At 71.0% G+C, this 20,611-nt stretch carries 18 protein-coding genes and 1 tRNA gene; 11 read left to right on the top strand and 8 right to left on the bottom strand.

Translation table 11 applies throughout. The features are described 5' to 3' along the window. The first annotated feature begins 1 nt into the window (after nucleotide 1). Nucleotides 2–1,207 (top strand): cation:proton antiporter, encoded by a 1,206-nt coding sequence (locus tag ACFCVM_RS19055; RefSeq protein ID WP_375838306.1) that lies wholly within the window; start codon nucleotides 2–4, stop codon nucleotides 1,205–1,207. A 16-nt stretch (nucleotides 1,208–1,223) separates the two neighbouring features. Here ACFCVM_RS19055 and ACFCVM_RS19050 read toward each other — a convergent pair whose 3' ends face one another. Continuing rightward, on the bottom strand, nucleotides 1,224–2,369 hold the full coding sequence (locus ACFCVM_RS19050; RefSeq protein WP_375838305.1) for an LLM class flavin-dependent oxidoreductase: 1,146 nt from the start codon (nucleotides 2,367–2,369) through the stop codon (nucleotides 1,224–1,226). A gap of 178 nt (nucleotides 2,370–2,547) precedes the next feature. Between ACFCVM_RS19050 and ACFCVM_RS19045 the strand changes: the two genes are divergently transcribed. The 4 genes from ACFCVM_RS19045 (at nucleotide 2,548) to ACFCVM_RS19030 (ending at nucleotide 6,883) form a co-directional block, all read left to right on the top strand. Continuing rightward, nucleotides 2,548–3,201 (top strand): NADPH-dependent F420 reductase, encoded by a 654-nt coding sequence (locus ACFCVM_RS19045; protein ID WP_375838304.1) that lies wholly within the window; start codon nucleotides 2,548–2,550, stop codon nucleotides 3,199–3,201. 128 nt (nucleotides 3,202–3,329) lie between these two features. Further along, entirely contained in the window at nucleotides 3,330–4,670 is a 1,341-nt protein-coding gene (locus ACFCVM_RS19040) for a M20/M25/M40 family metallo-hydrolase (protein ID WP_375838303.1), read from the top strand. A 48-nt stretch (nucleotides 4,671–4,718) separates the two neighbouring features. Next, nucleotides 4,719–6,167: an MFS transporter gene (locus tag ACFCVM_RS19035; RefSeq protein ID WP_375838302.1), complete on the top strand. Its 1,449-nt coding sequence runs from the start codon at nucleotides 4,719–4,721 to the stop codon at nucleotides 6,165–6,167. A 20-nt stretch (nucleotides 6,168–6,187) separates the two neighbouring features. Next, nucleotides 6,188–6,883 carry a DNA alkylation repair protein gene (locus tag ACFCVM_RS19030; protein WP_375838301.1) on the top strand — a complete coding sequence of 232 codons (696 nt, stop codon included), beginning with the start codon at nucleotides 6,188–6,190 and terminating at the stop codon, nucleotides 6,881–6,883. Between the two features lie 50 nt (nucleotides 6,884–6,933). Here the strand turns inward: ACFCVM_RS19030 and ACFCVM_RS19025 are convergent, their stop codons facing one another. The 5 genes from ACFCVM_RS19025 to galU form a co-directional block, all read right to left on the bottom strand. Further along, nucleotides 6,934–8,430 (bottom strand): MFS transporter, encoded by a 1,497-nt coding sequence (locus tag ACFCVM_RS19025; RefSeq protein WP_375838300.1) that lies wholly within the window; start codon nucleotides 8,428–8,430, stop codon nucleotides 6,934–6,936. Nucleotides 8,431–8,526: 96 nt separating this feature from the next. After that, a tRNA-Ala gene (locus tag ACFCVM_RS19020) sits at nucleotides 8,527–8,599 on the bottom strand. Between the two features lie 54 nt (nucleotides 8,600–8,653). Next, nucleotides 8,654–9,700 carry a hypothetical protein gene (locus ACFCVM_RS19015; protein WP_375838299.1) on the bottom strand — a complete coding sequence of 349 codons (1,047 nt, stop codon included), beginning with the start codon at nucleotides 9,698–9,700 and terminating at the stop codon, nucleotides 8,654–8,656. Nucleotides 9,701–9,752: 52 nt separating this feature from the next. Then, nucleotides 9,753–10,415, bottom strand: coding sequence for a GNAT family N-acetyltransferase (locus tag ACFCVM_RS19010; protein ID WP_375838298.1), 663 nt, complete (start codon nucleotides 10,413–10,415; stop codon nucleotides 9,753–9,755). 2 nt (nucleotides 10,416–10,417) lie between these two features. Continuing rightward, a complete protein-coding gene (gene galU / locus ACFCVM_RS19005) occupies nucleotides 10,418–11,317 on the bottom strand; it encodes a UTP--glucose-1-phosphate uridylyltransferase GalU (RefSeq protein ID WP_375838297.1) in 900 nt (299 codons plus the stop codon). Nucleotides 11,318–11,380: 63 nt separating this feature from the next. On the opposite strand from galU, the gene ACFCVM_RS19000 reads away from it, so the two are divergent. From ACFCVM_RS19000 to mscL, 3 genes are all read left to right on the top strand, one after another. Beyond that, the gene (locus ACFCVM_RS19000; protein WP_375838296.1) at nucleotides 11,381–11,959 is read left to right on the top strand and encodes a 5-formyltetrahydrofolate cyclo-ligase; all 579 of its coding nucleotides are present in this window, start codon (nucleotides 11,381–11,383) and stop codon (nucleotides 11,957–11,959) included. 42 nt (nucleotides 11,960–12,001) lie between these two features. Further along, complete coding sequence (locus tag ACFCVM_RS18995; protein WP_375838295.1) at nucleotides 12,002–12,322, top strand: FmdB family zinc ribbon protein; 321 nt, start codon at nucleotides 12,002–12,004, stop codon at nucleotides 12,320–12,322. A gap of 83 nt (nucleotides 12,323–12,405) precedes the next feature. Then, nucleotides 12,406–12,822 carry a large conductance mechanosensitive channel protein MscL gene (gene mscL / locus ACFCVM_RS18990; protein ID WP_375838294.1) on the top strand — a complete coding sequence of 139 codons (417 nt, stop codon included), beginning with the start codon at nucleotides 12,406–12,408 and terminating at the stop codon, nucleotides 12,820–12,822. A 209-nt stretch (nucleotides 12,823–13,031) separates the two neighbouring features. On the opposite strand, the gene ACFCVM_RS18985 is transcribed toward mscL, so the two are convergent. Beyond that, nucleotides 13,032–16,805, bottom strand: coding sequence for an AAA family ATPase (locus tag ACFCVM_RS18985; protein ID WP_375838293.1), 3,774 nt, complete (start codon nucleotides 16,803–16,805; stop codon nucleotides 13,032–13,034). 96 nt (nucleotides 16,806–16,901) lie between these two features. Between ACFCVM_RS18985 and ACFCVM_RS18980 the strand changes: the two genes are divergently transcribed. The 3 genes from ACFCVM_RS18980 to ACFCVM_RS18970 all read left to right on the top strand — a co-directional run bounded on the left by ACFCVM_RS18980 (nucleotide 16,902) and on the right by ACFCVM_RS18970 (nucleotide 19,284). Next, a complete protein-coding gene (locus tag ACFCVM_RS18980) occupies nucleotides 16,902–18,623 on the top strand; it encodes an FAD-dependent oxidoreductase (RefSeq protein ID WP_375838292.1) in 1,722 nt (573 codons plus the stop codon). A gap of 62 nt (nucleotides 18,624–18,685) precedes the next feature. Beyond that, nucleotides 18,686–18,994, top strand: coding sequence for a rhodanese-like domain-containing protein (locus tag ACFCVM_RS18975; protein ID WP_375838291.1), 309 nt, complete (start codon nucleotides 18,686–18,688; stop codon nucleotides 18,992–18,994). Then, the gene (locus tag ACFCVM_RS18970; protein ID WP_375838290.1) at nucleotides 18,991–19,284 is read left to right on the top strand and encodes a metal-sensitive transcriptional regulator; all 294 of its coding nucleotides are present in this window, start codon (nucleotides 18,991–18,993) and stop codon (nucleotides 19,282–19,284) included. Before ACFCVM_RS18975 ends, ACFCVM_RS18970 begins: the two co-directional genes overlap by 4 nt. A 90-nt stretch (nucleotides 19,285–19,374) precedes the next feature. Here the strand turns inward: ACFCVM_RS18970 and ald are convergent, their stop codons facing one another. Beyond that, the gene (ald, locus tag ACFCVM_RS18965; RefSeq protein ID WP_375838289.1) at nucleotides 19,375–20,472 is read right to left on the bottom strand and encodes an alanine dehydrogenase; all 1,098 of its coding nucleotides are present in this window, start codon (nucleotides 20,470–20,472) and stop codon (nucleotides 19,375–19,377) included. Nucleotides 20,473–20,611 lie beyond the last annotated feature (139 nt).

The following is a 20,611-nucleotide window of genomic DNA, read 5'->3' as shown; positions in this document are numbered from 1 at the left end:
TATGCACGAGACCACGCTGCTCCTCATCGAAGTCGGCGCGCTGCTTCTCGGCATGAGTCTGCTCGGGCGCCTCGCGCTCGCGTTCGGCATCTCGCCGATCCCGTTCTACCTCGTGCTCGGCCTCGCCTTCGGCGAGGGCGGGTTCATCGCGCTCGACGCGAGCGAGGAGTTCTTCCAGACCGGCGCCGAGATCGGCGTCATCCTGCTGCTCGCCCTGCTCGGCCTCGAGTACACCGCGTCGGAGCTCTTCGGCAGCCTGAAGTCGGCGCGCACCGCCGGCCTCATCGACGCAGCGCTCAACGCCGTGCCGGGCGCCGCGCTGGCCCTCCTGCTCGGCTGGGGTCCGGTCGCCGCGGTCGCGATGGCCGGCGTGACCTGGGTGTCGTCGTCGGGCGTCATCGCCAAGCTCCTGCGCGACCTCGGCCGGCTCTCGAACCGCGAGACGCCCGCGATCCTCGCACTGCTCGTCATCGAGGACCTCGCGATGGCGTTCTACCTGCCCGTGCTCTCGGCCCTCGTGGTGGGCATGAGCCTCATGCAGGGCGCCGTCTCCGTCGCGATCGCGGTGAGCGTCGTCGCCGTCATCCTGTACGTCGCGCTGCGGCACGGGCACATCGTCTCGCGGCTCTTCCCGGCCGACCACTTCGAGCCGTTGCTGCTCGGCGTGCTCGGCCTCACGATGCTCGTCGCCGGACTCGCGGCGGAGGTCAGCGTCTCAGCCGCGGTCGGCGCGTTCCTCGTCGGCATCGCACTGTCGGGGCGGGTCGCGGCGAACGCGAGCCAGGTGCTCACTCCGCTTCGCGACCTCTTCGCCGCGATCTTCTTCGTGTTCTTCGGGCTGACGACCGACTCGTCGGCGCTCTTGTCGATGCTGCCGGCGGCACTCGCCCTGGCCATCGTGACGATCATCACGAAGCTCATCACCGGCTCCTACGCCGCGCGACGGGCCGGCGTCGGCACGCTCGGCCAGTGGCGGGCCGGGCTCTCGCTCGCACCACGCGGCGAGTTCTCGATCGTCATCGCGGGGTTGGCGGTCGGCTCGGGCGTCGTGGCGCCCGAACTCGCACCGCTCGCGACGGGCTACGTGCTCATCACGATCGTCGCCGGCACGTTCCTCGCCCGCGTGCCCGACGCACTCTGGTTCCGGGCGGCCGTGCGGCGGCGCCGAGCGGCCTCGGGGGCGAGCTCGGCGCCGCCCGTCGCGTGAGCGCCTCGGCCCCGGGTCAGTCGATCGGGCGATCGGCGGATGTCGCTGCATCCGCCCGATCGGCCGCGGCCAGTTCGGAGGCTCCGAGGTCGGCGACCGAGCTCAGCTCGGCGTCGGCGGCGTCCGCTGCCGCGAGCAGCTCCTTGACGCGCGGCACGACCTCGGTCGCGTAGAGCTCGATGCTGCGCATCATCGCCTCGTGCGGCAGCGCGCCGTTCGAGTACTTCATGTCGAACCGGGTGGCCCCGATCGCGCGCATGGCCGCGGCGATCTTGACGGCGACCTTCTCGGGCGATCCCGCGTAGAGCGCGCCGTTCGGCCCCGCCTCGTCGTCGAAGTGGGCGCGGTCGACCGCACCCCAGCCGCGCTCGCGCCCGATGCGGTCGATGCTGACCTTGTAGTGCGGCCAGAGCGTGTCGAGCGCCTCGGCGTCGGTCGCGGCGATGAACCCGGGCGAGTGGATCGCGATCGGCTGGAGCGGGTTGCCGAACTGCTCGAGGGCGCGCCGGTAGAGGTCGGCGAGCGGCGCGAATCGTGCGGGACTGCCGCCGATGATCGCGAGCACGAGCGGCAGGCCGTAGTGGGCGGCGCGCACGACGGACTCTGGACTGCCGCCGACGCCGACCCAGGTCTTCAGGCGGCCGTGCTCGACGGGCGGGAAGACGAGCTGGTCGGTGAGCGAGGACCGCAGCTGCCCGCTCCACGTGACGGGCTCCTGCGGCAGGAGGGCCGAGAACAGGTTGAGCTTCTCCTCGAAGAGCTCCTGGTACTGGTTCAGCTCGAAACCGAAGAGCGGGAAGGACTCGATGAACGAGCCGCGACCCAGGATGACCTCGGCGCGGCCGTTCGAGAGGCCGTCGAGCGTGGCGAAGCGCTCGAAGACGCGCACGGGGTCGTCGGAACTCAGCACGGTGACCGCGGAACCGAGGTGGATGCGCTCGGTGCGGCCGGCGATCGCGCCGAGCACGACCTCGGGCGCGGAGACCGCGAAATCCACGCGGTGGTGCTCGCCGAGTCCGAAGAAGTCGAGGCCGAGCCGGTCGGCGAGCACGGCCTCCTCCACGACGTTGCGCAGCACCTGGGCGTGCGGCAGCGGCGCGCCGTCGGCCCCGTTCGTCACATCGCCGAAGGTGTCGACCCCGAATTCGTACCGCTCAGACATCCCGATCCCTTTCCTTGCTTCCATGCATTCGCATACAGAGTTCGGAACCACCGTCGAGATGAGACTATTCCCCCGAGGTCGCCGAGCGCACGGGCGCGGGAATGCCCATCGGCGGCGGCGCGTTCATTTCCATGACGATGCATCTATCGGGTGCGGCGAGTGATGGGAGAATCAAGACGTGACGGATCGGCCGGTCATCGGAATCTACGGCGCGGGCAAGGTGGGCACAGCCCTCGCCCGCCTCCTCGTGGCATCCGGGCATCGCGTGCTCATCGCGGGCTCCCCGCGCCAGACCACGCTCGACCTGCTCGTCGGCGTCGTGGCCCCCGGCGCCGAGGTGACCTCACCCGAAGTCCTCGCCGCCACCGCCGACGTCATCATCGTGGCCGTGCCGTTCGGCAAGGCCGGCACGGTGCCCTGGAGCGCGTTCGACGGCCGCATCGTCGTCGACGCGATGAACTACTGGCCGCCCGTCGACGGCAACATCGCCGAGGTCGACGACGACCCACGCACGACGAGCGAGATCAACGCCGCACGCAACCCGCGCGCCCGCGTCGTGAAGTCGCTGAACCACCTCGGCTACCACGAGATGGAGGACGACAGCATGGCCGCCGGCTCACCCCTGCGCCGCGCCCTCGCCGTCGTCGGCGATGACGCCGAGGCTCGCGCCGTCGTCGCCGAGATCATCGACGAGCTGGGCTTCGACCCGGTCGACGGCGGCGAGCTCGGCCACGGCGTCGCGCTCGAGCCCGGCCACCCCGCGTTCGGCCGCGAACTCTCGGCCGCCGAGCTCGCCGCGCTCCTCACGCCGGCCGTGCACCTCGCCGCCTGAGACCGGCGCGAGCCGCGTCATCCGCTCGCCTAGGGCGGGTGGATGCCCGCGCGAGCCGTGTCATCCGCTCGCCTATGGTGGGTGGATGCCGGCGCGAGCCGTGTCATCCGCTCGCCTATGGTGGGTGGATGCCCGAACCAGTGACCGTTCGCGACGGCTCGGCCGAGCGCCTCTCCCGCATGGTGCAGCTGCCGACCGTGTCGGCTGAGATCGCCGAACGCGGCCTCGCCGACTTCGACCGATTCCGAGTGCTCATCGCCGAGCTCTACCCGCTCGTGCACGAGCGCCTCGACTTCGAACAGGTCACCGAGCTCGGCCTTCTCTTCCGCTGGCGGGGGCGCGGCGATGCCGCCCCCATCGTGCTGATGGCCCACTTCGACGTCGTACCGGTCGACGAGCGCGACGGATGGCGCTTCCCGCCGTTCGAGGGTCGCATCGCCGACGGCTCGGTGTGGGGCCGCGGCACCCTCGACGACAAGGGCCCGCTGCTCGTCGTGCTCGAGGCCGTCGAGAACCTCCTCGCCGACGGGTTCACCCCGGCGCGCGACGTCTACCTCTCGTTCGGGGGCAACGAGGAGAGCCACGGCGCCGCAGCTGTGGCGATCGCGGCCCTGTTCCGCGAGCGGGGCATCACCCCGTGGCTGGTGCTCGACGAGGGCGGCGCGGTCGTCGACGCCCCCCTGCCGTTCGTGCAGGTGCCCGCCGCGATGGTCGGCGTCGGCGAGAAGGGCGTGCTGACCGTTCGGTTGACCGCTCGCGGCGACGGGGGCCACGCCTCCGCGCCGCCGAAGACCACGCCGACCGCGCGCATCGCCCGCGCCGTCGACCGGCTCGCGCCGAACCCGTTCCCGAAGCGGATGCCGCGTTCGATGCGGGCCATGCTCTCGAGCTTCGTGCCGCACACGCGGGGCGCCTCTCGGCTGCTGCTCCACCTGCTCATCGCCCTCCCGTGGGTGACGGCACGCGTGTTCTCGCGGCTCGGCGGCGAGCCCGCCGCCCTCGTCCACACGACCGTCGCCGCCACGATGCTCGAGGCCGGCACCGCCGACAACGTGCTGCCCTCGCAGGCGACGGCGACGCTGAACCTGCGCATCGCCGTCGGAGAGACGGTCGAGTCGGTCGTCTCGCACCTGCGCCGCGTCATCCGCGACCCCGACGTGGAGGTGACGGTCGTCGACGGCGGCGACCCGTCGCCGGAATCGCCGACCGACTCGGCGCAGTTCGCCGCGATCGAGTCCGCAATCGCTGCCTCGTATCCCGAGGCGACGACGGCGCCGTACCTCATGATGGCGGCCACCGATTCACGGTACTTCCACCGCTTCTCCCCCGCCGTGTACCGCTTCGCGCCGATCGCGATGACCGCCGCTCAGCGCGCCTCCATCCACGGGGTCGACGAGTGGGTGACGATCGACAGCCTCGAGCGCGGCGAGCGATTCCACCGCGCCCTCATCACCGCGATTCCCGAGTGAGACGGATGACCCATTAGGGTGAATCCACCCCGTCCCGAAGGAGCCCCGATGTTGCGTGCTGCCAGACTCGGTCCCGTCGCCGCGATCGTCGGATTCCTCGCCTTCGTCGAGTTCACGAGCGGCATCCTGCAGGGCTACTACACGCCGCTGCTGACCGACATCGCACGTCACCTCGGCATCCACGACGCCGACGTCAACTGGCTCGAGGGCACGCAGCTCATGCTCTCGGCCCTCGTCGTGCCGGCCTTCGCGAAGCTCGGCGACATGGTCGGCCACAAGCGGATGCTCGTGTGGTCGACCGCGGTCACGGCCGTCGCCTCGATCGCGCTCGCCTTCACCGACCAGTTCTGGGTGTTCCTCGTCGCATGGGCGCTGCAGGGCTTCTACGTCGTCTGGCTCCCCCTCGAGATCGCCCTCATCTGGTCGCGCAGCCGCTCGGCCGAGCGGCCAGCGGCGATGACTCGCAAGGCTGCCGGCCTGCTCGTCGCCGCCCTCGAGCTCGGCGCGATCGCCGGTGCCCTCTCGGCAGGTGCACTCGCCGAACTGCTCCCCATGCAGGTGCTGCTCCTCGTCCCGGCCGTCGCGGTGGTCGCCTGCTTCTTCGTCGTGCTCTTCGGGGTGAAGGAGTCGCCCGACCTCACGGGCGGCACGCTCGACACCGGCGGCCTCATCCTCATCTCGCTGGCCCTGCTCTCGCTCACCGGCGGGCTCAGCTTCATGCGCCTGAACGGCCCGGCCGACCTGCTCTCGTGGGCGCTCGTGGCGCTCGGCGCCCTCCTCGTGATCCCCTTCGCACGCTACGAGCTGAAGCACCCCGACCCGCTCATCGACGTCCGCATGTTCCGCGAGCCCACGCTGTGGCCGATCTTCCTCACCGCCGGCCTCTTCGGCGTCAGCGTGCTCGGCGCGCAGGCGCCCCTCTCGACCTTCGCCCGCACGGATGCCTCGGCGTACGGCTTCGGCCTCAGCGCGACGACCGGGCAGACGTCGATCCTCGTCGGCGCCTACGTGCTGTCGCTCGTCGTCGGCGCGATGCTCTTCCCGCTCGCGACCCGCTGGGTCACGCCGCGCGTCGCGCTCATCGGGGCCAGCTCGCTCGTCGCGATCGGCTACCTGCTGTTCCTGCCGTTCCACGACGGGTACGCGCAGGTGCTCGCGAACATGATCATCGCGGGCATCGGCTCCGGCGCCCTCGTCGCCGCCCTCCCCGCGGCGGCGGCGGCGGCCGCGCCCGCCCACCAGACCGGCGTCGCGACCGGCCTCACGAACTCCGTGAAGACCGTCGGCGGCGCGATCGCATCGTGCGTATTCGGCATCGCACTGCTCGGCGCCGCCGGCGAGGCTGCCACGGGCACCGCGGGCGCCTTCGGCGGCTACGTCACCGTGTGGCTCGTCTGTGGCCTCACTGCGGCCGTGGCGGCCGTGCTGCTCGCCTTCGTGCCGAAGCTCGCGTTCTCGGACGCCCCTGTCGTGGAGGCCGCAGCCGCCGTACGCTGATCCCGACGACGGGAGGCGCGATGTCGGATGCCGCGGAGCTCATCGCCGCCCTCGAGGCGCTCGCGAGCGACGAGGAGCGAGAGAAGTACACCCGGTACTTCCCGCCAGACCCCGACGCTCCGTTCATCGGAGTGCGCATGGGCGCCGTGTTCGAGCTCGCGAAGACCGCGCTCGACCTCCCGGCGGGCGAGCTCGAGACGCTGCTCGAGCAGCCCACCCACGAGGTGCGCGCCCTCGCCTGCAGCATCATGGGCAAGTGCGCGGCCCGGCCGAAGACGGCCGAGGGTCGGCGCGACGAGCTCTACGCGCTCTACCTCCGCCGACACGATCGCATCGACCAGTGGGACCTCGTCGACCTCGCCGCACGCGACGTCGTCGGCAGGTACCTCCTCGAACGCGATCGAGCGCCGCTCGCCGAGCTCGCGTCGTCCGCGTTCTGGCCGGAGCGCCGCACCGCGCTCGTCGCGACCTTCGCCTTCCTCCGCCGCGGCGAACTCGACGACGCCTACGAACTCGCGGAATCGCTCGCCGACGATCCCGAGCCGCTCGTGCAGAAGGCGCTCGGCTGGGTGCTCCGGGCCGCCGGCGACCACGATCGCGACCGGCTCACGGCCTTCGTCGAGCGGCACGCGGCGACGATGCCGCGCGTCGCGCTGCGCGCCGCGATCGAGCACTACGACAGGCCGGAGCGGGCGCGCATCCTCGCGATCCGCTGAGCACGCGGTGGCGCCCCTGAGCACGGATGCCGCTGGAGCACCGCCGTCGCTCAGTCCGCTTCCTCCGCCGGCGCCTCGCCGAGCGCGCTCCGCTGCCGACCGCGCGCTCCGAGGTCGAGCACGCCGATCGCGAAGGCCACCGCCACGAGCACGGCGACGGCGATCATGCCCATGGCATACGCGTCGCGATAGACGGACAGGTCGGGCACGCCGCTCGACTCCCGGTAGATCGTCGAGTAGAAGAGCGAGAGGGTGATCGCCGTGCCGATCGCCGTGCCGATGCGCTGGCCGAGCTGACCGACGGATCCGGCGAGCCCGCCCTGCTTCACCGGCACGTCGGCGAGGGCGAGCGTCTGGTTCGGGGAGATCACGAATCCGCCGCCCGCTCCGCTGAAGACCATGGCGATGGCGATCGCCCACGGCGTCAGCTCGGGCGGCGTCGCGAAGACGGCGAGCACCGACAAGCCGATGCCGACGAGCAGCAGCACGAGCCCCCACACGACGAGCGGCCGGCCGACGCGGTTCACGAGGTTGCCGCCCACGTACGAGGTCACCGCGCTCACGAGCGCGAACCCGATGGTGACCATGCCCGCGTAGACCGCGGCGAGACCGAGGCCGTGCTGCAGGTAGAGCGTCGTGAGCAGGAACATCGGCGGCAGCGCGGCGAAGTAGACGCTCGCGAGCGCGGTGCCGTTCCGGTAGGAGCTGATGCCGAAGAGCGCGAGGGGCACGAGCGGATGCTTCCCGCTCGCCGCGTAGCGCCGCTCCCACACGAGGAACGCGGTGAACGCGAACACGAAGATCACGAGCACCCACCATCGGGCGGGGTCGTCGTCTGGCGATCCGGTCGTGAAGAGGAACGGCCACATGAGCGACACCACGCTGATGCCGAAGAGGGCGATGCCGACGGGGTCGAGCGACAAGGGCTTGCCCGACGGATGCCTCGTCAGCGGCAGCAGCCAGATCGCCAGCACGATCGCCGCGAGCGCGAGCGGCACGTTGATCCAGAAGATGCCGCGCCATCCGTCTTCAGGTCCGCCGATCGCGATCATGAGGCCGCCGAGGGTGGGACCGAACGCCGTCGCGAGGCCGATGGTCGCCCCGAACAGGCCGAAGGCTCTGCCGCGCTCCTTGCCGTGGAAGAGCTCCTGGATGAGCCCGAGCACCTGCGGCATCTGGATGCCGGCGGCGACGCCCTGCAGGAGCCGCGCGACCAGCAGCACCGTCGCGTTCGGCGCGAGCGCCGCGATGCAGCTCGTGAGCGTGAAGAGGCTGAGGCCGACGATGAAGAGGGTCTTGCGCGAGCGCTGGTCGCCGATGCGCCCGGCCGGCACGAGCGTGAGGCCGAACGTGAGCACGTACCCCGCGACGATGAGCTGCAGTTCGGTCGACCCGGCGTCGAATGCGTCCTCGATCGCCGGCAACCCGACGTTGACCTTCGAGAGGTCCATGATCGTGAGGGCCGCGACGGCGACGCACACCCAGTACGCGCGCCAGCGGTGCGCTTCGGAGACGGGGATCGAGCGAGTGGCCGGCGCGTCTGACATCGTGCCCAGCCTACGCCGGGCCGGCAGCTCGGCCGGCTGCCCCACCCCAGCAACGCAGAAGTCCCCGCCCGATCAGGGCGGGGACTTCGTACTCGGTGGACCCAGGGGGATTCGAACCCCCGACCTTCTCATTGCGAACGAGACGCGCTACCAACTGCGCCATGGGCCCGAGCGAGAAAGAGCCTATCATCCCGCGGTCGGTGCTCCGGACCACGTGCCCCGATCAGCCGGCCTGGCGCCGACGACGCAGGACGGCGTCGAGATCGTCGAAGCCCGCCTGCGCCTCGTCGACGATGCCCATGCGCGCATACGGGCTGACGGGAACGTCCTCGTGAATCTGGGGCGCCACCCGAGCGCGAGCTGCAGATGCCGCGGCCGCTGCGGCGGGCGCGATCACCGGCAGCTCGGGCTCGAGCTCAGCGGCACGGCGTGCGATGTCGTCGCCGACCTCTGCTCGCTTGAGCTCGGCCGCCGCGTCGATGGAAGCCATCGCCATCGCAGCGATCGTGCCCCTGGAAAGATGCAGCGGCTTCGGCAGCGGTTGCGGAACCCAGCCGTCTGCGGGCGACTCGGTCTCGACGAGGTCGATGGGCTCGAACGGTGCCGCCTCGGCGGTGGCCGCCGGTCGCGCTGCCACGGGAGCTGCAGGGCGCACCCGCGCGAGCCGGACGAGCCCCGCGATGGCGAGTACGACGCCGAACGCGCCGATCACCGGGGTGATGAGCGAGGCCCCGAACGCGGCAGCGACGCCGCCGCCGATGACGGTGAGCAGCGACACGAGGAGGACGAGCGAACAGAGGGCCCGCCCGCGGCGCAGTCGTCTGCGTGCGAGGGCGCCTGCCGCGGAGCGGGTGACCGTTGCGGGCGCGCTCGACGGCTCGACGGGGGCGATGATGGCGATCGGCTCGGTCGCCGCTGCGGCGGCGGCGAGCACGACGCCCACGCGGAGGCGCGCGGCATCCACTGCGCCTTCCGCGGCCCAGCGCTCTGCGAGCGCCTCTCGCTCCTCGGCCTCCGCCGTGAGCCGGGCCGTCGCCTCGCGCTGCTGCAGGATTCGCTGCTGCGCTGCGACCTCGCGAGCCGTCGCCTCGACCCTGACCGCCTCGGGCGTCTCGGCCGTCTCTGCGAGGATGCGGAGCGTCTGCTGGAGCCGCACGGCGTTGCGTTCGGTGGCCATGTACTGGCGACGACGCAGCCAGTTCGGCAGGAGGTACGCGATCCACAGCGCGGCCGCCACGGCCACGAGCAGTCCCCCACCGATCACGTCCATGGGACAACGCTAGGTCACTACATGCCTTCAGACGTACTCAGCGCCCGCGTGTTCACCGATCTGGCAGCTCCAGCGGCCTCGCGGATGCCTCGCGGTCGGCATCGTTCACTCGCGCGACCCCCTCAGACACGAGTCCGTCACGCCAGCGCCGGAGCACCCCGCGCGGCACTTCCTCGCTCACCAGCGCGAACGCGAAATGGTCGCTCCAGACGCCGTCGATGTGGATGAACCGCCGCCGGAGCCCCTCGTATCGGAACCCGAGCTTCTCGACCACACGCAGCGACGGCGCGTTCTCGGGCCTGATGCAGATCTCCATGCGGTGCAGCCGCAGCGTATGGAAGCAGTAGTCGGTGGCGAGCGCGACGGCCGTCGGGGTGATGCCGCGACCGGCGACATCACGCGCGACCCAGTAGCCGATCGTCGCCGACGACAGCGAGCCGTACGCGATCGACGAGACGTTCAGCTGTCCGACCAGTCGACCGTCGATCTCGATGACGAAGGGAAGCGCGTGACCGGTGCGCGCGTGCGCCAGCAGGTTGCGGATGCTCGCGCGCGTGTCGATCACCGAGCCGCCGCCCGGGTACGTCGCCTCCCACTGCCGAAGCCATCCGCGATTGGCGAGCAGCACTCGTTCGAGCGGCTTCGCGTCGCGGACGCGGATGGGTCGCAGCGTGACGTCACCGTCTCGCAGGGTTGGCACGGCGACTGCGGGCATTCTCAGACTGTATCGAGTCCTGCCGCGTACTCGATGAGCCACGGGCGGAGATCGGGTCCGAGATCCTCTCGATCCGCGGCGAGCTGGATGACCGCCTTGATGTAGTCGAGCTTGTCACCCGTGTCGTAGCGGCGTCCGCGGAAGACGACGCCGTAGACGCCGCCCGTGCCTTCGACGTCGGCGGCCATGGTCATGAGCGCATCGGTCAGCTGGATCTCGCCGCCCTTGCCCGGCGGCGTGTGCTCGAGGATGCCGAACACCTCGGGCTTCAGCACGTAGCGGCCGATGACCGCGTAGTTCGACGGCGCGACGTCTTTGGCCGGCTTCTCGACGAGGCCCGTGACGCGCACGACGTCGGGGTCGTCGGTCGCCTCGACCGCCGCGGCGCCGTACAGGTGGATCGAATCGGGGTCGACCTCGAGGAGCGCCACGATCGAGGCGTCACGATCGCCCTGCTCCTGGAGCATGCGCGTCAGCAGCGTGTCGCGGGCATCGATGATGTCGTCGCCGAGCAGCACGGCGAACGGCTCGTTGCCGACGTGCATGCGTGCGCGCAGCACCGCGTGTCCGAGTCCGAGCGGGTCGCCCTGGCGGACGTAGTGCATATCGGCCAGGTCGGTCGACTCGTGAACCTTCGCGAGCTTGGCCGTGTCGCCCTTCGCCTCGAGTGTCGCCTCGAGTTCGGCGACGCGGTCGAAGTGGTTCTCGAGCGCGTTCTTGTTGCGTCCGGTCACCATCAGCACATCCGTCAGACCGGCTTCGACGGCCTCTTCGACGACGTACTGGATGGCGGGCCGGTCGACGACCGGGAGCATCTCCTTCGGCATCGCCTTCGTCGCAGGCAGGAATCGAGTGCCGAGTCCTGCTGCGGGGATGACGGCCTTCGTGATCCGTTGAGTCATGCGACTCAGCGTACCGGCCGCCCCTCCGAGGCGTTCCGGCCGCATCGTCCTAGGATGTGAGCCATGCCCGACGATCCGGATGTGGACAAGCGGATCCTCCGCGCCGAACTGCGCGAGCGACGCCGCAACATGCCGGCGCACGAGCGCGAGCTCGCGACCGAGGGCTTCACCGCCCGGCTGGAAGAACTGATCGGCTCGACCGAGGCCCAGTCGATCTCGTGCTACCTGTCGATGCCGACCGAGCCGAACACCCGACCGTTCGTGAACTGGGCCGAGGCCCGAGGCATCCGCGTGCTCTTCCCGGTGACTCGCGAGGACGGCCTGCTCGACTGGACCGTCGGCGAGGAGGAGACCGAGACGCTCGGCCTGCACGGCACCCCCGAGGCGGTCGGCGAACTGCTCGGCCCGATGGCGATCAACGACGTCGATCTCATCATCGTGCCGGCCGCTGCGATCGATGCGACGGGCATGCGCCTCGGCTGGGGCAGGGGCTATTTCGACAAGACCCTCGGATCGATGGGAAAATGTCCTCCGGTGTACGCCGTGGTCTTCGACAGCGAGTTCGTCGAGACCGTGCCGCGTGAGGTGCACGACCAGCCGGTGAACGGCATCGTGACGCCCACGCGCATCATCGCGTTCTGACCGGCGAACCGCCGACGCAAACCCGAAATCGGAAGAAGCTCCATGCCCACGTACTCCTACCGTTGCACCGAGTGCGACAACGCCTTCGACATCCACCAGGCCTTCACCGACGACACGCTGACGGTCTGCGAGGTCTGCGGCGGCAAGCTCCGAAAGCTCTTCAACACGATCGGCGTGACTTTCAACGGCTCGGGCTTCTACCGCACCGACTCCCGCAACGGCGGCTCGGGTTCATCGGGTTCCGGCTCCTCCGGGTCGTCGAGCTCGGGCTCCAGCACCGGCTCCTCCGGGTCGTCTGCGTCGGGTTCCTCCTCGTCGTCCGGCGGCGGCACGACCGGCGGCGGCGCTTCAACGTCGAAGTGACCTTCGGCTAGCGTGGTGCCCGTCGGTCCCACGACACCGGGGTCCGCCGAACTCGGATCCGCCATCGACCAAGGGGGAGAGCCATGATCAAGGGCTTCAAAGAATTCATCATGCGCGGCAACGTCATCGACCTCGCGGTCGCGGTCGTCATCGGCGCTGCGTTCACCTCGGTCGTGAACGCGATCGTCGAAGGACTCATCAACCCCCTGATCAGCCTGTTGTTCAAAGCCGACACCCTCGACGACCTGACCTTCAAGCTCGGCACCGCGACCTTCGCGTACGGCACGATCATCGGCGCGATCATCTCGTTCCTCGCCGTCGCCGCCGTCGTCTACTTCGTCTTCGTGATGCCGATGAACCACTTCAAGGAGCGGGCGGAGGCCAAGCGCAAGGCGGGCCAGCCCGACCCCGAAGAGCCCGAGACCGAGCTCACCATGCTCGCCCAGATCCGCGACCTGCTCGCGGAGCGCGCCGGTGGCACCGGCGCCCATCGCGAGTAGCTAGGTCTGCTTCCAGTGCGGCGGCCGGTCGCGGGTCAGGCGTTCGTCATCGGATGAACCGGCGCCGGCCTTCCCCTTCGGCGGCCCCGCCGGGTCGTCCGGGCGATCGACCGGCGCTTCAGGCGACGGATCGGAGCCCGGCGCCGGTGTGAGACGCGCACGGCGAGCCCGACCGGAGGCGCGTTCGACGCGCTGACGCGGCTCTTCGGTCATCGGCGTTCGGCCGCGGCATCCGCGGTGCGCTCCGCATCGGGTCGCCCGAGCAGCGACGCGACACGTGAGGCGACTGCATCGGGGTTGCCGAAGAGCTCGAAGCTGTGCACACGCAGGTAGTGCCAGCCGAGGCGGCGCAGCACGTCGGGCCGTAGACGCAGCGACTCCCGAAGGCTGAGACCGGCGAGCGCGTCGTCGGTCTCGACGACGACCGCCTTGCCCGCGTTCGCAGCGGCCAGCGCGAGTCGGCCGCGATGGCCGACGCTGACCCGCACGCCGCGGCGCTCGAGCCGTGCGGCGAGGTCGTGCAGCATCGAGGGCGCCTCCCCCGTCGCGCTCGGCCCCGCAGCGCGCTCCTCGGTCTGCGTCAGCACGTTCGCAAGTGCCAGCACGCCGTGGCTCTGCCGGTCCTCGTCGATGTCCTCCGGGCGGAACGCCGAGACGACGTCCATCGAACGGCGTGCGCGGGTCATGCCGACGGCCAGCAGCCGGTCTCCACCCGGTTCGCCGAGCGAGCCGAAGTTCGAGAGCAGCCGGCCGTGCGGGGTGCGACCGTAGCCGACCGAGAAGATCACCCGGTCGCGGCTCTGCGCGACCGCCTGCTCGAGCGTGAGCACCGTGAACGGCTCCGCGCGGTCCTTGAGGATGAAGTCCGAGAGGTCGGTGCGCTTGGCGAAGGCCGCGAGCACCGACTGGTGCACGCGCCCGGCGTGCTTCGTGCTCGCGGTGATCACCATGAGCGACTCCCGCGGCCGCTTGACCGCGTGCTCCATCACGAGCTCGACGACCTTCGCCACCTCGGAGTCGATCGACTCGACGGTGCCGGTGACGGTGTCGGGCAGGCCGTTGCCGGCGACGTAGTGCAGGCCGAGGCTGCCGTGGCCGAGGAAGCTGCCTGCCCATGGCAGCGAGGAGATGCGCCCCGCGTAGAAGCGGTTGTTGACGAGTTCGGCGAGGTCCTCTCCGCCGGCACGGTAACTGCGGGTGAGCGTGAGCGTCGGCAGCAGTTCGCCGAGCCGTGCGAGCGCCGAATCGGCGTGCAGGGCGTCGACGCCGTGCTCGGTCGACGAGATCCTGGGCTGCTCGACATCGTCGAGGCCCGTCTCGAAGAGCGTGGGCGTCTGGGTCACGGGATCGCCGAACGCGACGACCTGCTTCGCCCGGCGGATGGCGCCGAGGTTCTCGGCGATGCTCGTGGCGCCCGCGTCGACGAGGATCACCGTGTCGAAGCCGATCGAATCGTCGATCGCTGCGACGTCGTACGGCGAGGCCAGCCAGATCGGGGCGAGGGCGCGGAAGAGGTGCGGCGTCTCCGCCTGCAGCGTCTCGGGTCGCACCCGGTCGCCGCGGAGCATCCGCTTCAGTCGCCCGGCCTCGTCGGCGTGGTCGACGAGCGCGACCTTCCAGTTCTCTGCGAGCCGCCATGCGAGGAGCGGGCCCGCCGCTGAGGCGTGGGCCTCGTCGACGAGCCGGAAATCCCCCTCGAGGCGGTCGAGCACCGAGGTGTTCGCGCCGAGCAGCGCCTTCTCGTGTGCGAGCACCGACTCCAGCACCGACTGCCACCATGCGAGCTCGAGTTCGGCGGCGACGGCCCGCTCGGGCACGTGGCGCTTGGCGAGGTCGAGCAGCAGCGGGTCGAGGCCGAGGTCGCGGAGTCGCCCGAGCACCGCCGTGCGCTCCTGAAGGTTGGTCAGCACCTCCGACTCGGCGGCGAGGCCCTCGAGTGCCGAGGTGAGTTCCCGAATCGGACGGGATCCGAGCTGGCGCGACGTGCCGACGACGCCCAGCGGCGCGTCGAGCGCCGCGAGGTCGCCGACGACGTGCTGGTAGGCGACGTGCACGTCGTCGATGCCGACGGGCACGCCGGGGATCGCGCCGGCATCGGAGTAGCGCTGCCAGAGCGTGCGCTGCTGCTGGATGCCGCGGAGCGCCGAGTTCAGGTCGGAGACGTGCACGCCGGGGCGCACGAACTCGAGCGCGTGCCGGCGCAGGCGCCTGCGGTTGGCGCCCGACATGCCGGGCGAGTCGCGGCGCGAGGAGGTCGCTGCGATCAGTTCGCCGAGCGGCCGGTCGAAGACCGAGGGCTGGAAGCGGTCGAGCGTCTCGCGCACATCGAGCAGCAACCGCAGGAAGACGCCGAGCTCGGCGACCGACTCGAACTCGCGCAGTCGGGTCTGGGCGATGAGCGCGCGGCCCCGGTCGAGGAGGCGCGGCAGGTCGCTGCGGGAGAGTCGCTTCGCGAGTTCGTGCGCACCGGTCGCCTCGTCGGAGGAGGTGAACGACGCCCCGTACCAGGGCGAATCGCCGGGGCCGTAGCGGAATTCGCCGAGCGAGGCTGCGCGCGCGAGGTCGCCCGCGATCTCCTCGCGACGGTCGGCGACGGCCACGAGCGCGGCGTGGTCGAGGCGCGCCGTCGTCGACGGCGGGTTCGGCACGAGTGCGAGGCTCGCAAGTTCTCCGAGCGCGTCGAGCACCGAGACGTGCAGCTCGGGATCGGTGCGGGTCAGCGCGGAGCGGTAGTCGAGCAGCACCTTGCGGAGCCGCACGAGGGCGTCGTCGACGTCTGCGACCCTGGGCCGTTCGGCCTTCTCGTTACGCGAGATCGACTGGATCAGCTCGCGGCGGAGCCCGGCGGTCGTCACGGCGGCGCCGCCGAGCCCGACCTGGCCGAGCCGGTGCGCGATGCCGTCGAGGCTCGCCCGACGGGCGCCGACCACGAGCACTCGCTTGTCCTTCGCGACGAGCGCGCCGATGGCGTTCACGATCGTCTGCGTGCCGCCGGTGCCGGGCAGCGTCTTCACGACGACCGAGGTGCCAGCTTCGATCTCGGCGACCGCCTGCTCCTGTTCGGGGTCGGCGTCGAGGAGCAGCGTGTCGGTCGACGGCGGCCGTGCGTCCTGCGCCACCGCGCGCACACGCTCACCGGTCGCGGCGACGACGGCCGCGCGAGCGGCGGGGTTGCCGGCGATCGCGTCGATGACGGGGTGGTCGAGCTTCGCGGCATCCGCTGCCATCTCGGGGCCGACCTCGGCGAACGAGGAGACGACGAGACGCGGCGCCACGTGGAACCACGGCAGGTGGCTCGTGAGCCCGCGGAGCCGGTCGATGACGGGCTGCGGCTTGAAGACGCCGTTCGTGATCGCGAGCGCCACGAACGCGTCGGCGTCGAGCGTGATCTGGAACTGCTCGCGGAGTTCCCGGGCGAGCGCCGGGTTCAGGAACGGCTGGCCCTTGAGCTTCAGTTCGAAGTCGCGCCCGTATCGACGGATGGCGAGGGGGCGCAGCAGCACCGGGGCAAGGAACTCCTCCCCTGCGTTGCGCCACGAGGCGAGGCCGATCGCCAGGTGCACCGACTCGATGCCGCGCACCGAGCGCAGCTCGATGCCCTTCTGGGTGATCTCGGCCGCGGCGAGCCTCGCGTTGCGGAGCGCGAGCTCGTCGCGGATGAGGCTCGAGAGGAGGGTGGACTTGCCGGTGATGAACTGCGGCAGGCCGCCGGGATGCGTCGTAGAGAGCTCGATGCGGGTGTGCGGGGTGTCGACGAAGCGTGCGAGCGGCGAGCGGCCGCCCACTGCGGCGAGCTCGGCGTTCCACCGCCGCCATGCGGGTTCGGCGACGTTGCCCGCGACGAGGTCGGGGTCGCCGAGGCTCAATCCATCGGGGCTCGTGATGTCGTGTCGCATATGCTCCGGGGTGAGGTTCTCGGCGGCAGCATCGACTTCGGGGTCGAGGATGTCCTCCTCGTCGTGATTCCGATCGAGCCGCCGCACACCGACACCATACGTGGAATCACGCGGATTCCTCGGAGCATCGCCGCGCGAGGAGCTCTTTCGATACCCCCAGGGTATTGTGCTACCGTCGCCCGAGTGAGTCCAGCACTGCCCGTGAGCCCTGCCGCAACGTCCGAGTCCCCCGCAACGCCCCCGCGCACGACGGTCGTCGTCGGCGGCGTCGCCGGCGGCATGTCCGCCGCGACACGCCTGCGCCGACTCGACGAGGAGCGCGAGATCATCGTGCTCGAGCGAAGCAGCGAGGTCTCGTTCGCGAACTGCGGCCTGCCCTACCACGTGTCGGGCGTGATCGCGGATCGGGATGCCCTGTCGCTGCAGACGCCGGAACGGCTCGCGGCGCGATTCCGCATCGACGCGCGGGTGCGACACGAGGCCGTGGCGATCGACCGTGCGGCGAAGACCGTCACGGTGCGCCGGCTCGACGACGACACGACGACGGAGATCCGCTACGACGAGCTCGTGCTCTCCCCCGGTGCGGCGCCACGTCGGCTCGCGAACGCGGCGACGGATGCCCCGGTGCGCACGCTCCGCACCCTCGACGACCTCGACCGGATCATGGCCGACCTCGACGCGATGCCGGCCTCCGGCCCGGTCGTGGTCATCGGCGGCGGGTTCATCGGCATCGAGATGGCCGACAACCTGCTCCGGCGAGGGCTCGACGTCACGCTCGTGCAGCGCGGCGCCCACCTGCTCGCCGATCTCGACGAGGAGATGGCGTCACCCATCGCCGACCACCTCGTCGGACTCGGCATCGACGTGCGCCTCGGTCAGCCCGTCGTCGCGATCGACGCCGACCACGTGCTGCTCGGCGACGGCAGCCGGTTGCCGGCCGCGCTCGTGATCACCGCGATCGGCGTGACCCCCGAGGCAACCCTCGCCGCCGATGCCGGCATCGCGATCGGCGCGAGCGGCGGCATCGCGGTCGACGCCTTCCACCGCACGAGCGACCCGGCGATCTTCGCGATCGGCGACGCCGCGGAGAAGCGCGACGCGAACGACGGCACCGGCACGCTGACGACCCTCGCCGGCCTGGCCAACCGCCACGGACGCGCCGTCGCCGACACGATCGCCGGAACAGCGGCCCCGTCACGGCCCGCCCTCGGGACGTCGATCGTCGATGCGGCCGGCCTCACCGCCGCGAGCGTCGGCTGGTCGGAGCGCGTCGCCCGCGAACGCGGTCGCGAGGTCCGCGTCATCCACACCCATCCGTTCTCCCACGCCACGTACTATCCCGGCGCAGCGCCGCTCTCGCTGAAGCTCGTGATCGACGCCCACGACGACCGCATCCTCGGAGCGCAGGCCGTCGGCACCGACGGCGTCGACAAGCGCATCGACGTCATCGCAACGGCGATGAGCATCGGCCTCGCGGCATCCGCGCTCGCCGATCTCGAGCTCGCGTACGCGCCGCAGTACGGATCGGCGAAGGACCCGATCAACATGCTCGGCTACGTCGCGCGCAATCTCGCGAGCGGCGAGGATCGCATCATCCAGTGGCACGAACTCGAGCACGAGCTGGCCACCGGCGCCGTGCTCCTCGACGTGCGCGCCGAGGCGCAGCTCGCCGAGGGGCGCATCCCCGGTTCGCACTGGATCCCGGTGGAGTCCCTTCGCGAGCGTCACGGCGAGTTCGCGGGCCGCCGTGTCGTCGTGCAGTGCCGCGTCGGGCAGGGCGCGCACACCGCCGCCCGCCTGCTCGCCGGGCTCGGCCACGACGTCGTGAACCTCGACGGCGGCTACCTCACCTGGCGCGACGGCCGGCGCGCCAGGGAGCTCGCCGAGCTGCCGCTCGCCGCGTGAACCCCGCACCCCCACCCGCTGCCGACACCGGCACCCGACCAGACACCGAAACAGGAGCCCCGATGCGAACCATCACCCCGAACGACGTCCACGCGATCACCGACGCCGTCATCCTCGACGTGCGCGAGCCGAACGAACTCGCCCAGGCCCGCATCGAGGGCACGCTCGACATCCCACTCGGCGAGCTCGTCGACCGCGTCGCCGAGGTGCCGAGCGACACGACGGTCTACGTGCTGTGCCACGCGGGCGGCCGGAGCGCCCAGGCGGCGCAGTACCTCGAGAGTCGCGGCGTCGACGCGGTGAACATCGACGGCGGTATCGTCGCGTGGCACCAGGCCGGGCTGCCCGTCACGCTCGGCGGCGCGGCGTGACGACCGCCTCCCTGTCCAAGGCCGATGCGCAGCGCCGCATCGCCAACCGGCTGAAACGGGCTCGCGGCCAGCTCAACGCCGTCATCGATGCGGTCGAGTCGGGTGCCGACTGCCGCACGGTCGTCACCCAGCTCTCCGCGGTCTCGAGTGCGCTCGACAAGGCCGGCTTCGCGGTCATCTCGACCGCGATGCGCGAGTGCCTCGCCGAGCCCGACGGGTCGCCGACCGCGGATGCCTCGGAGCGCCTCAGCGTCGACGAACTCGAGAAGCTCTTCCTCACGCTCTCCTGAGCGCGTCTGCCGAGGGCGCCGCAGCACGCACGGCGGAGCACCGCCGCGGCGGCCCGGAGGCACGCCGCAGCGGTCTCGGATCAGATCGGATCAGATCGAGGCGAGCTCGAGGCCGTGTGCCGCGGCGACGCCCTCGTTCGTGAGCTTGCCGGCGGTCGCGTTCAGGCCCTTGGCGAGGGCGGGGTCCGCGGCGAGCGCGGCCTCCCAGCCGAGGTCGGCGATCTTCAGCGTGTACGGCAGCGTCGCATTCGTGAGCGCGGGCGTCGATGTCGCGGGCACCGCACCGGGCATGTTGGCGACGCAGTAGTAGATCGCGTCGTGCACCCGGAAGGTCGGCTCGGCGTGCGTCGTCGGGCGCGAGCCCTCGAAGCATCCGCCCTGGTCGATCGCGATGTCGACGAGCACGGAGCCCGGCTTCATCGCGGCGACCATCGCGTCGCTGACGACCTTCGGTGCGGCGGCACCGGGAACGAGCACGGCGCCGACGACGAGGTCGGCGTCCTTCAGCTGCCGCGCGATCTCGTACGGCGACGAGGCGAGGGTGTGGATGCGGTGGTCGTAGCGGGCGTCGATCTCGCGCAACTTCGGCAGCGAGATGTCGAACACGGTGACGTCGGCGCCGAGGCCCAGCGCGGTCGCCGCAGCCTGCTCGCCCGCGACGCCGCCGCCGATGACGACGACCTTGGCGGGGGAAGTGCCGGGAACACCCGCGAGCAGCACTCCGCGCCCGCCCCTCGAGGCGAGCAGCTCGGCCGCGCCGACCTGCGGCGCGAGACGGCCGGCGACCTCGCTCATGGGAGTGAGGAGCGGCAGCGAGCGGTCGGCGAGCTGCACCGTCTCGTAGGCGATCGCGGTGACGCCCGAGTCGAGGATCGCCCGGGTCAGCGGCAGGTCGGCCGCGAGGTGGAGGTACGTGAAGAGCGTGAGGTCGGCGCGGAGGAACCCGTACTCGGCCGCGATCGGCTCCTTGACCTTCAGCACGAGGTCGGCCGACCACGCCTCCGCGGCGGTCGCGACGATCGTCGCGCCGGCCTCGGCGTACTCGGCGTCGAGGTACCCGGCCCCCGTGCCGGCACCGGCCTGGATGGCGACCTCGTGGCCCCGGGTGGCGAGCGCGTGCACGCCCGCGGGCGTCATCGCGACGCGGAACTCGTTGTTCTTGATCTCTGCAGGCACGCCGATGCGCATGGGGGTTGCTCCGTTGCTGTGGTTCGAATGTCGTGGTGACAAGTGGCACAATTCTCGCCGCTTGTTCGCTGCTCCGACAGATCAACCGCACAGAATTCGATAGAATGACGAAATCCGCTGCACTCATTCGAATCAAGGA

The sequence above is a fragment of the Agromyces sp. NPDC056389 genome (assembly GCF_042262385.1).
Classification (GTDB): domain Bacteria; phylum Actinomycetota; class Actinomycetes; order Actinomycetales; family Microbacteriaceae; genus Agromyces.
This window is presented reverse-complemented; position numbering and strand designations above follow the sequence as displayed.

Coding starts and splice junctions, on each gene's coding strand:
- ACFCVM_RS19055 (WP_375838306.1), top strand. CDS start 2: ATGCACGAGACCACGCTGCTCCTCATCGAAGTCGGCGCGCTGCTTCTC.
- ACFCVM_RS19050 (WP_375838305.1), bottom strand. CDS start 2,369: ATGTCTGAGCGGTACGAATTCGGGGTCGACACCTTCGGCGATGTGACG.
- ACFCVM_RS19040 (WP_375838303.1), top strand. CDS start 3,330: ATGCCCGAACCAGTGACCGTTCGCGACGGCTCGGCCGAGCGCCTCTCC.
- ACFCVM_RS19035 (WP_375838302.1), top strand. CDS start 4,719: ATGTTGCGTGCTGCCAGACTCGGTCCCGTCGCCGCGATCGTCGGATTC.
- ACFCVM_RS19030 (WP_375838301.1), top strand. CDS start 6,188: ATGTCGGATGCCGCGGAGCTCATCGCCGCCCTCGAGGCGCTCGCGAGC.
- ACFCVM_RS19025 (WP_375838300.1), bottom strand. CDS start 8,430: ATGTCAGACGCGCCGGCCACTCGCTCGATCCCCGTCTCCGAAGCGCAC.
- ACFCVM_RS19015 (WP_375838299.1), bottom strand. CDS start 9,700: ATGGACGTGATCGGTGGGGGACTGCTCGTGGCCGTGGCGGCCGCGCTG.
- ACFCVM_RS19010 (WP_375838298.1), bottom strand. CDS start 10,415: ATGCCCGCAGTCGCCGTGCCAACCCTGCGAGACGGTGACGTCACGCTG.
- galU (WP_375838297.1), bottom strand. CDS start 11,317: ATGACTCAACGGATCACGAAGGCCGTCATCCCCGCAGCAGGACTCGGC.
- ACFCVM_RS19000 (WP_375838296.1), top strand. CDS start 11,381: ATGCCCGACGATCCGGATGTGGACAAGCGGATCCTCCGCGCCGAACTG.
- ACFCVM_RS18995 (WP_375838295.1), top strand. CDS start 12,002: ATGCCCACGTACTCCTACCGTTGCACCGAGTGCGACAACGCCTTCGAC.
- mscL (WP_375838294.1), top strand. CDS start 12,406: ATGATCAAGGGCTTCAAAGAATTCATCATGCGCGGCAACGTCATCGAC.
- ACFCVM_RS18975 (WP_375838291.1), top strand. CDS start 18,686: ATGCGAACCATCACCCCGAACGACGTCCACGCGATCACCGACGCCGTC.
- ald (WP_375838289.1), bottom strand. CDS start 20,472: ATGCGCATCGGCGTGCCTGCAGAGATCAAGAACAACGAGTTCCGCGTC.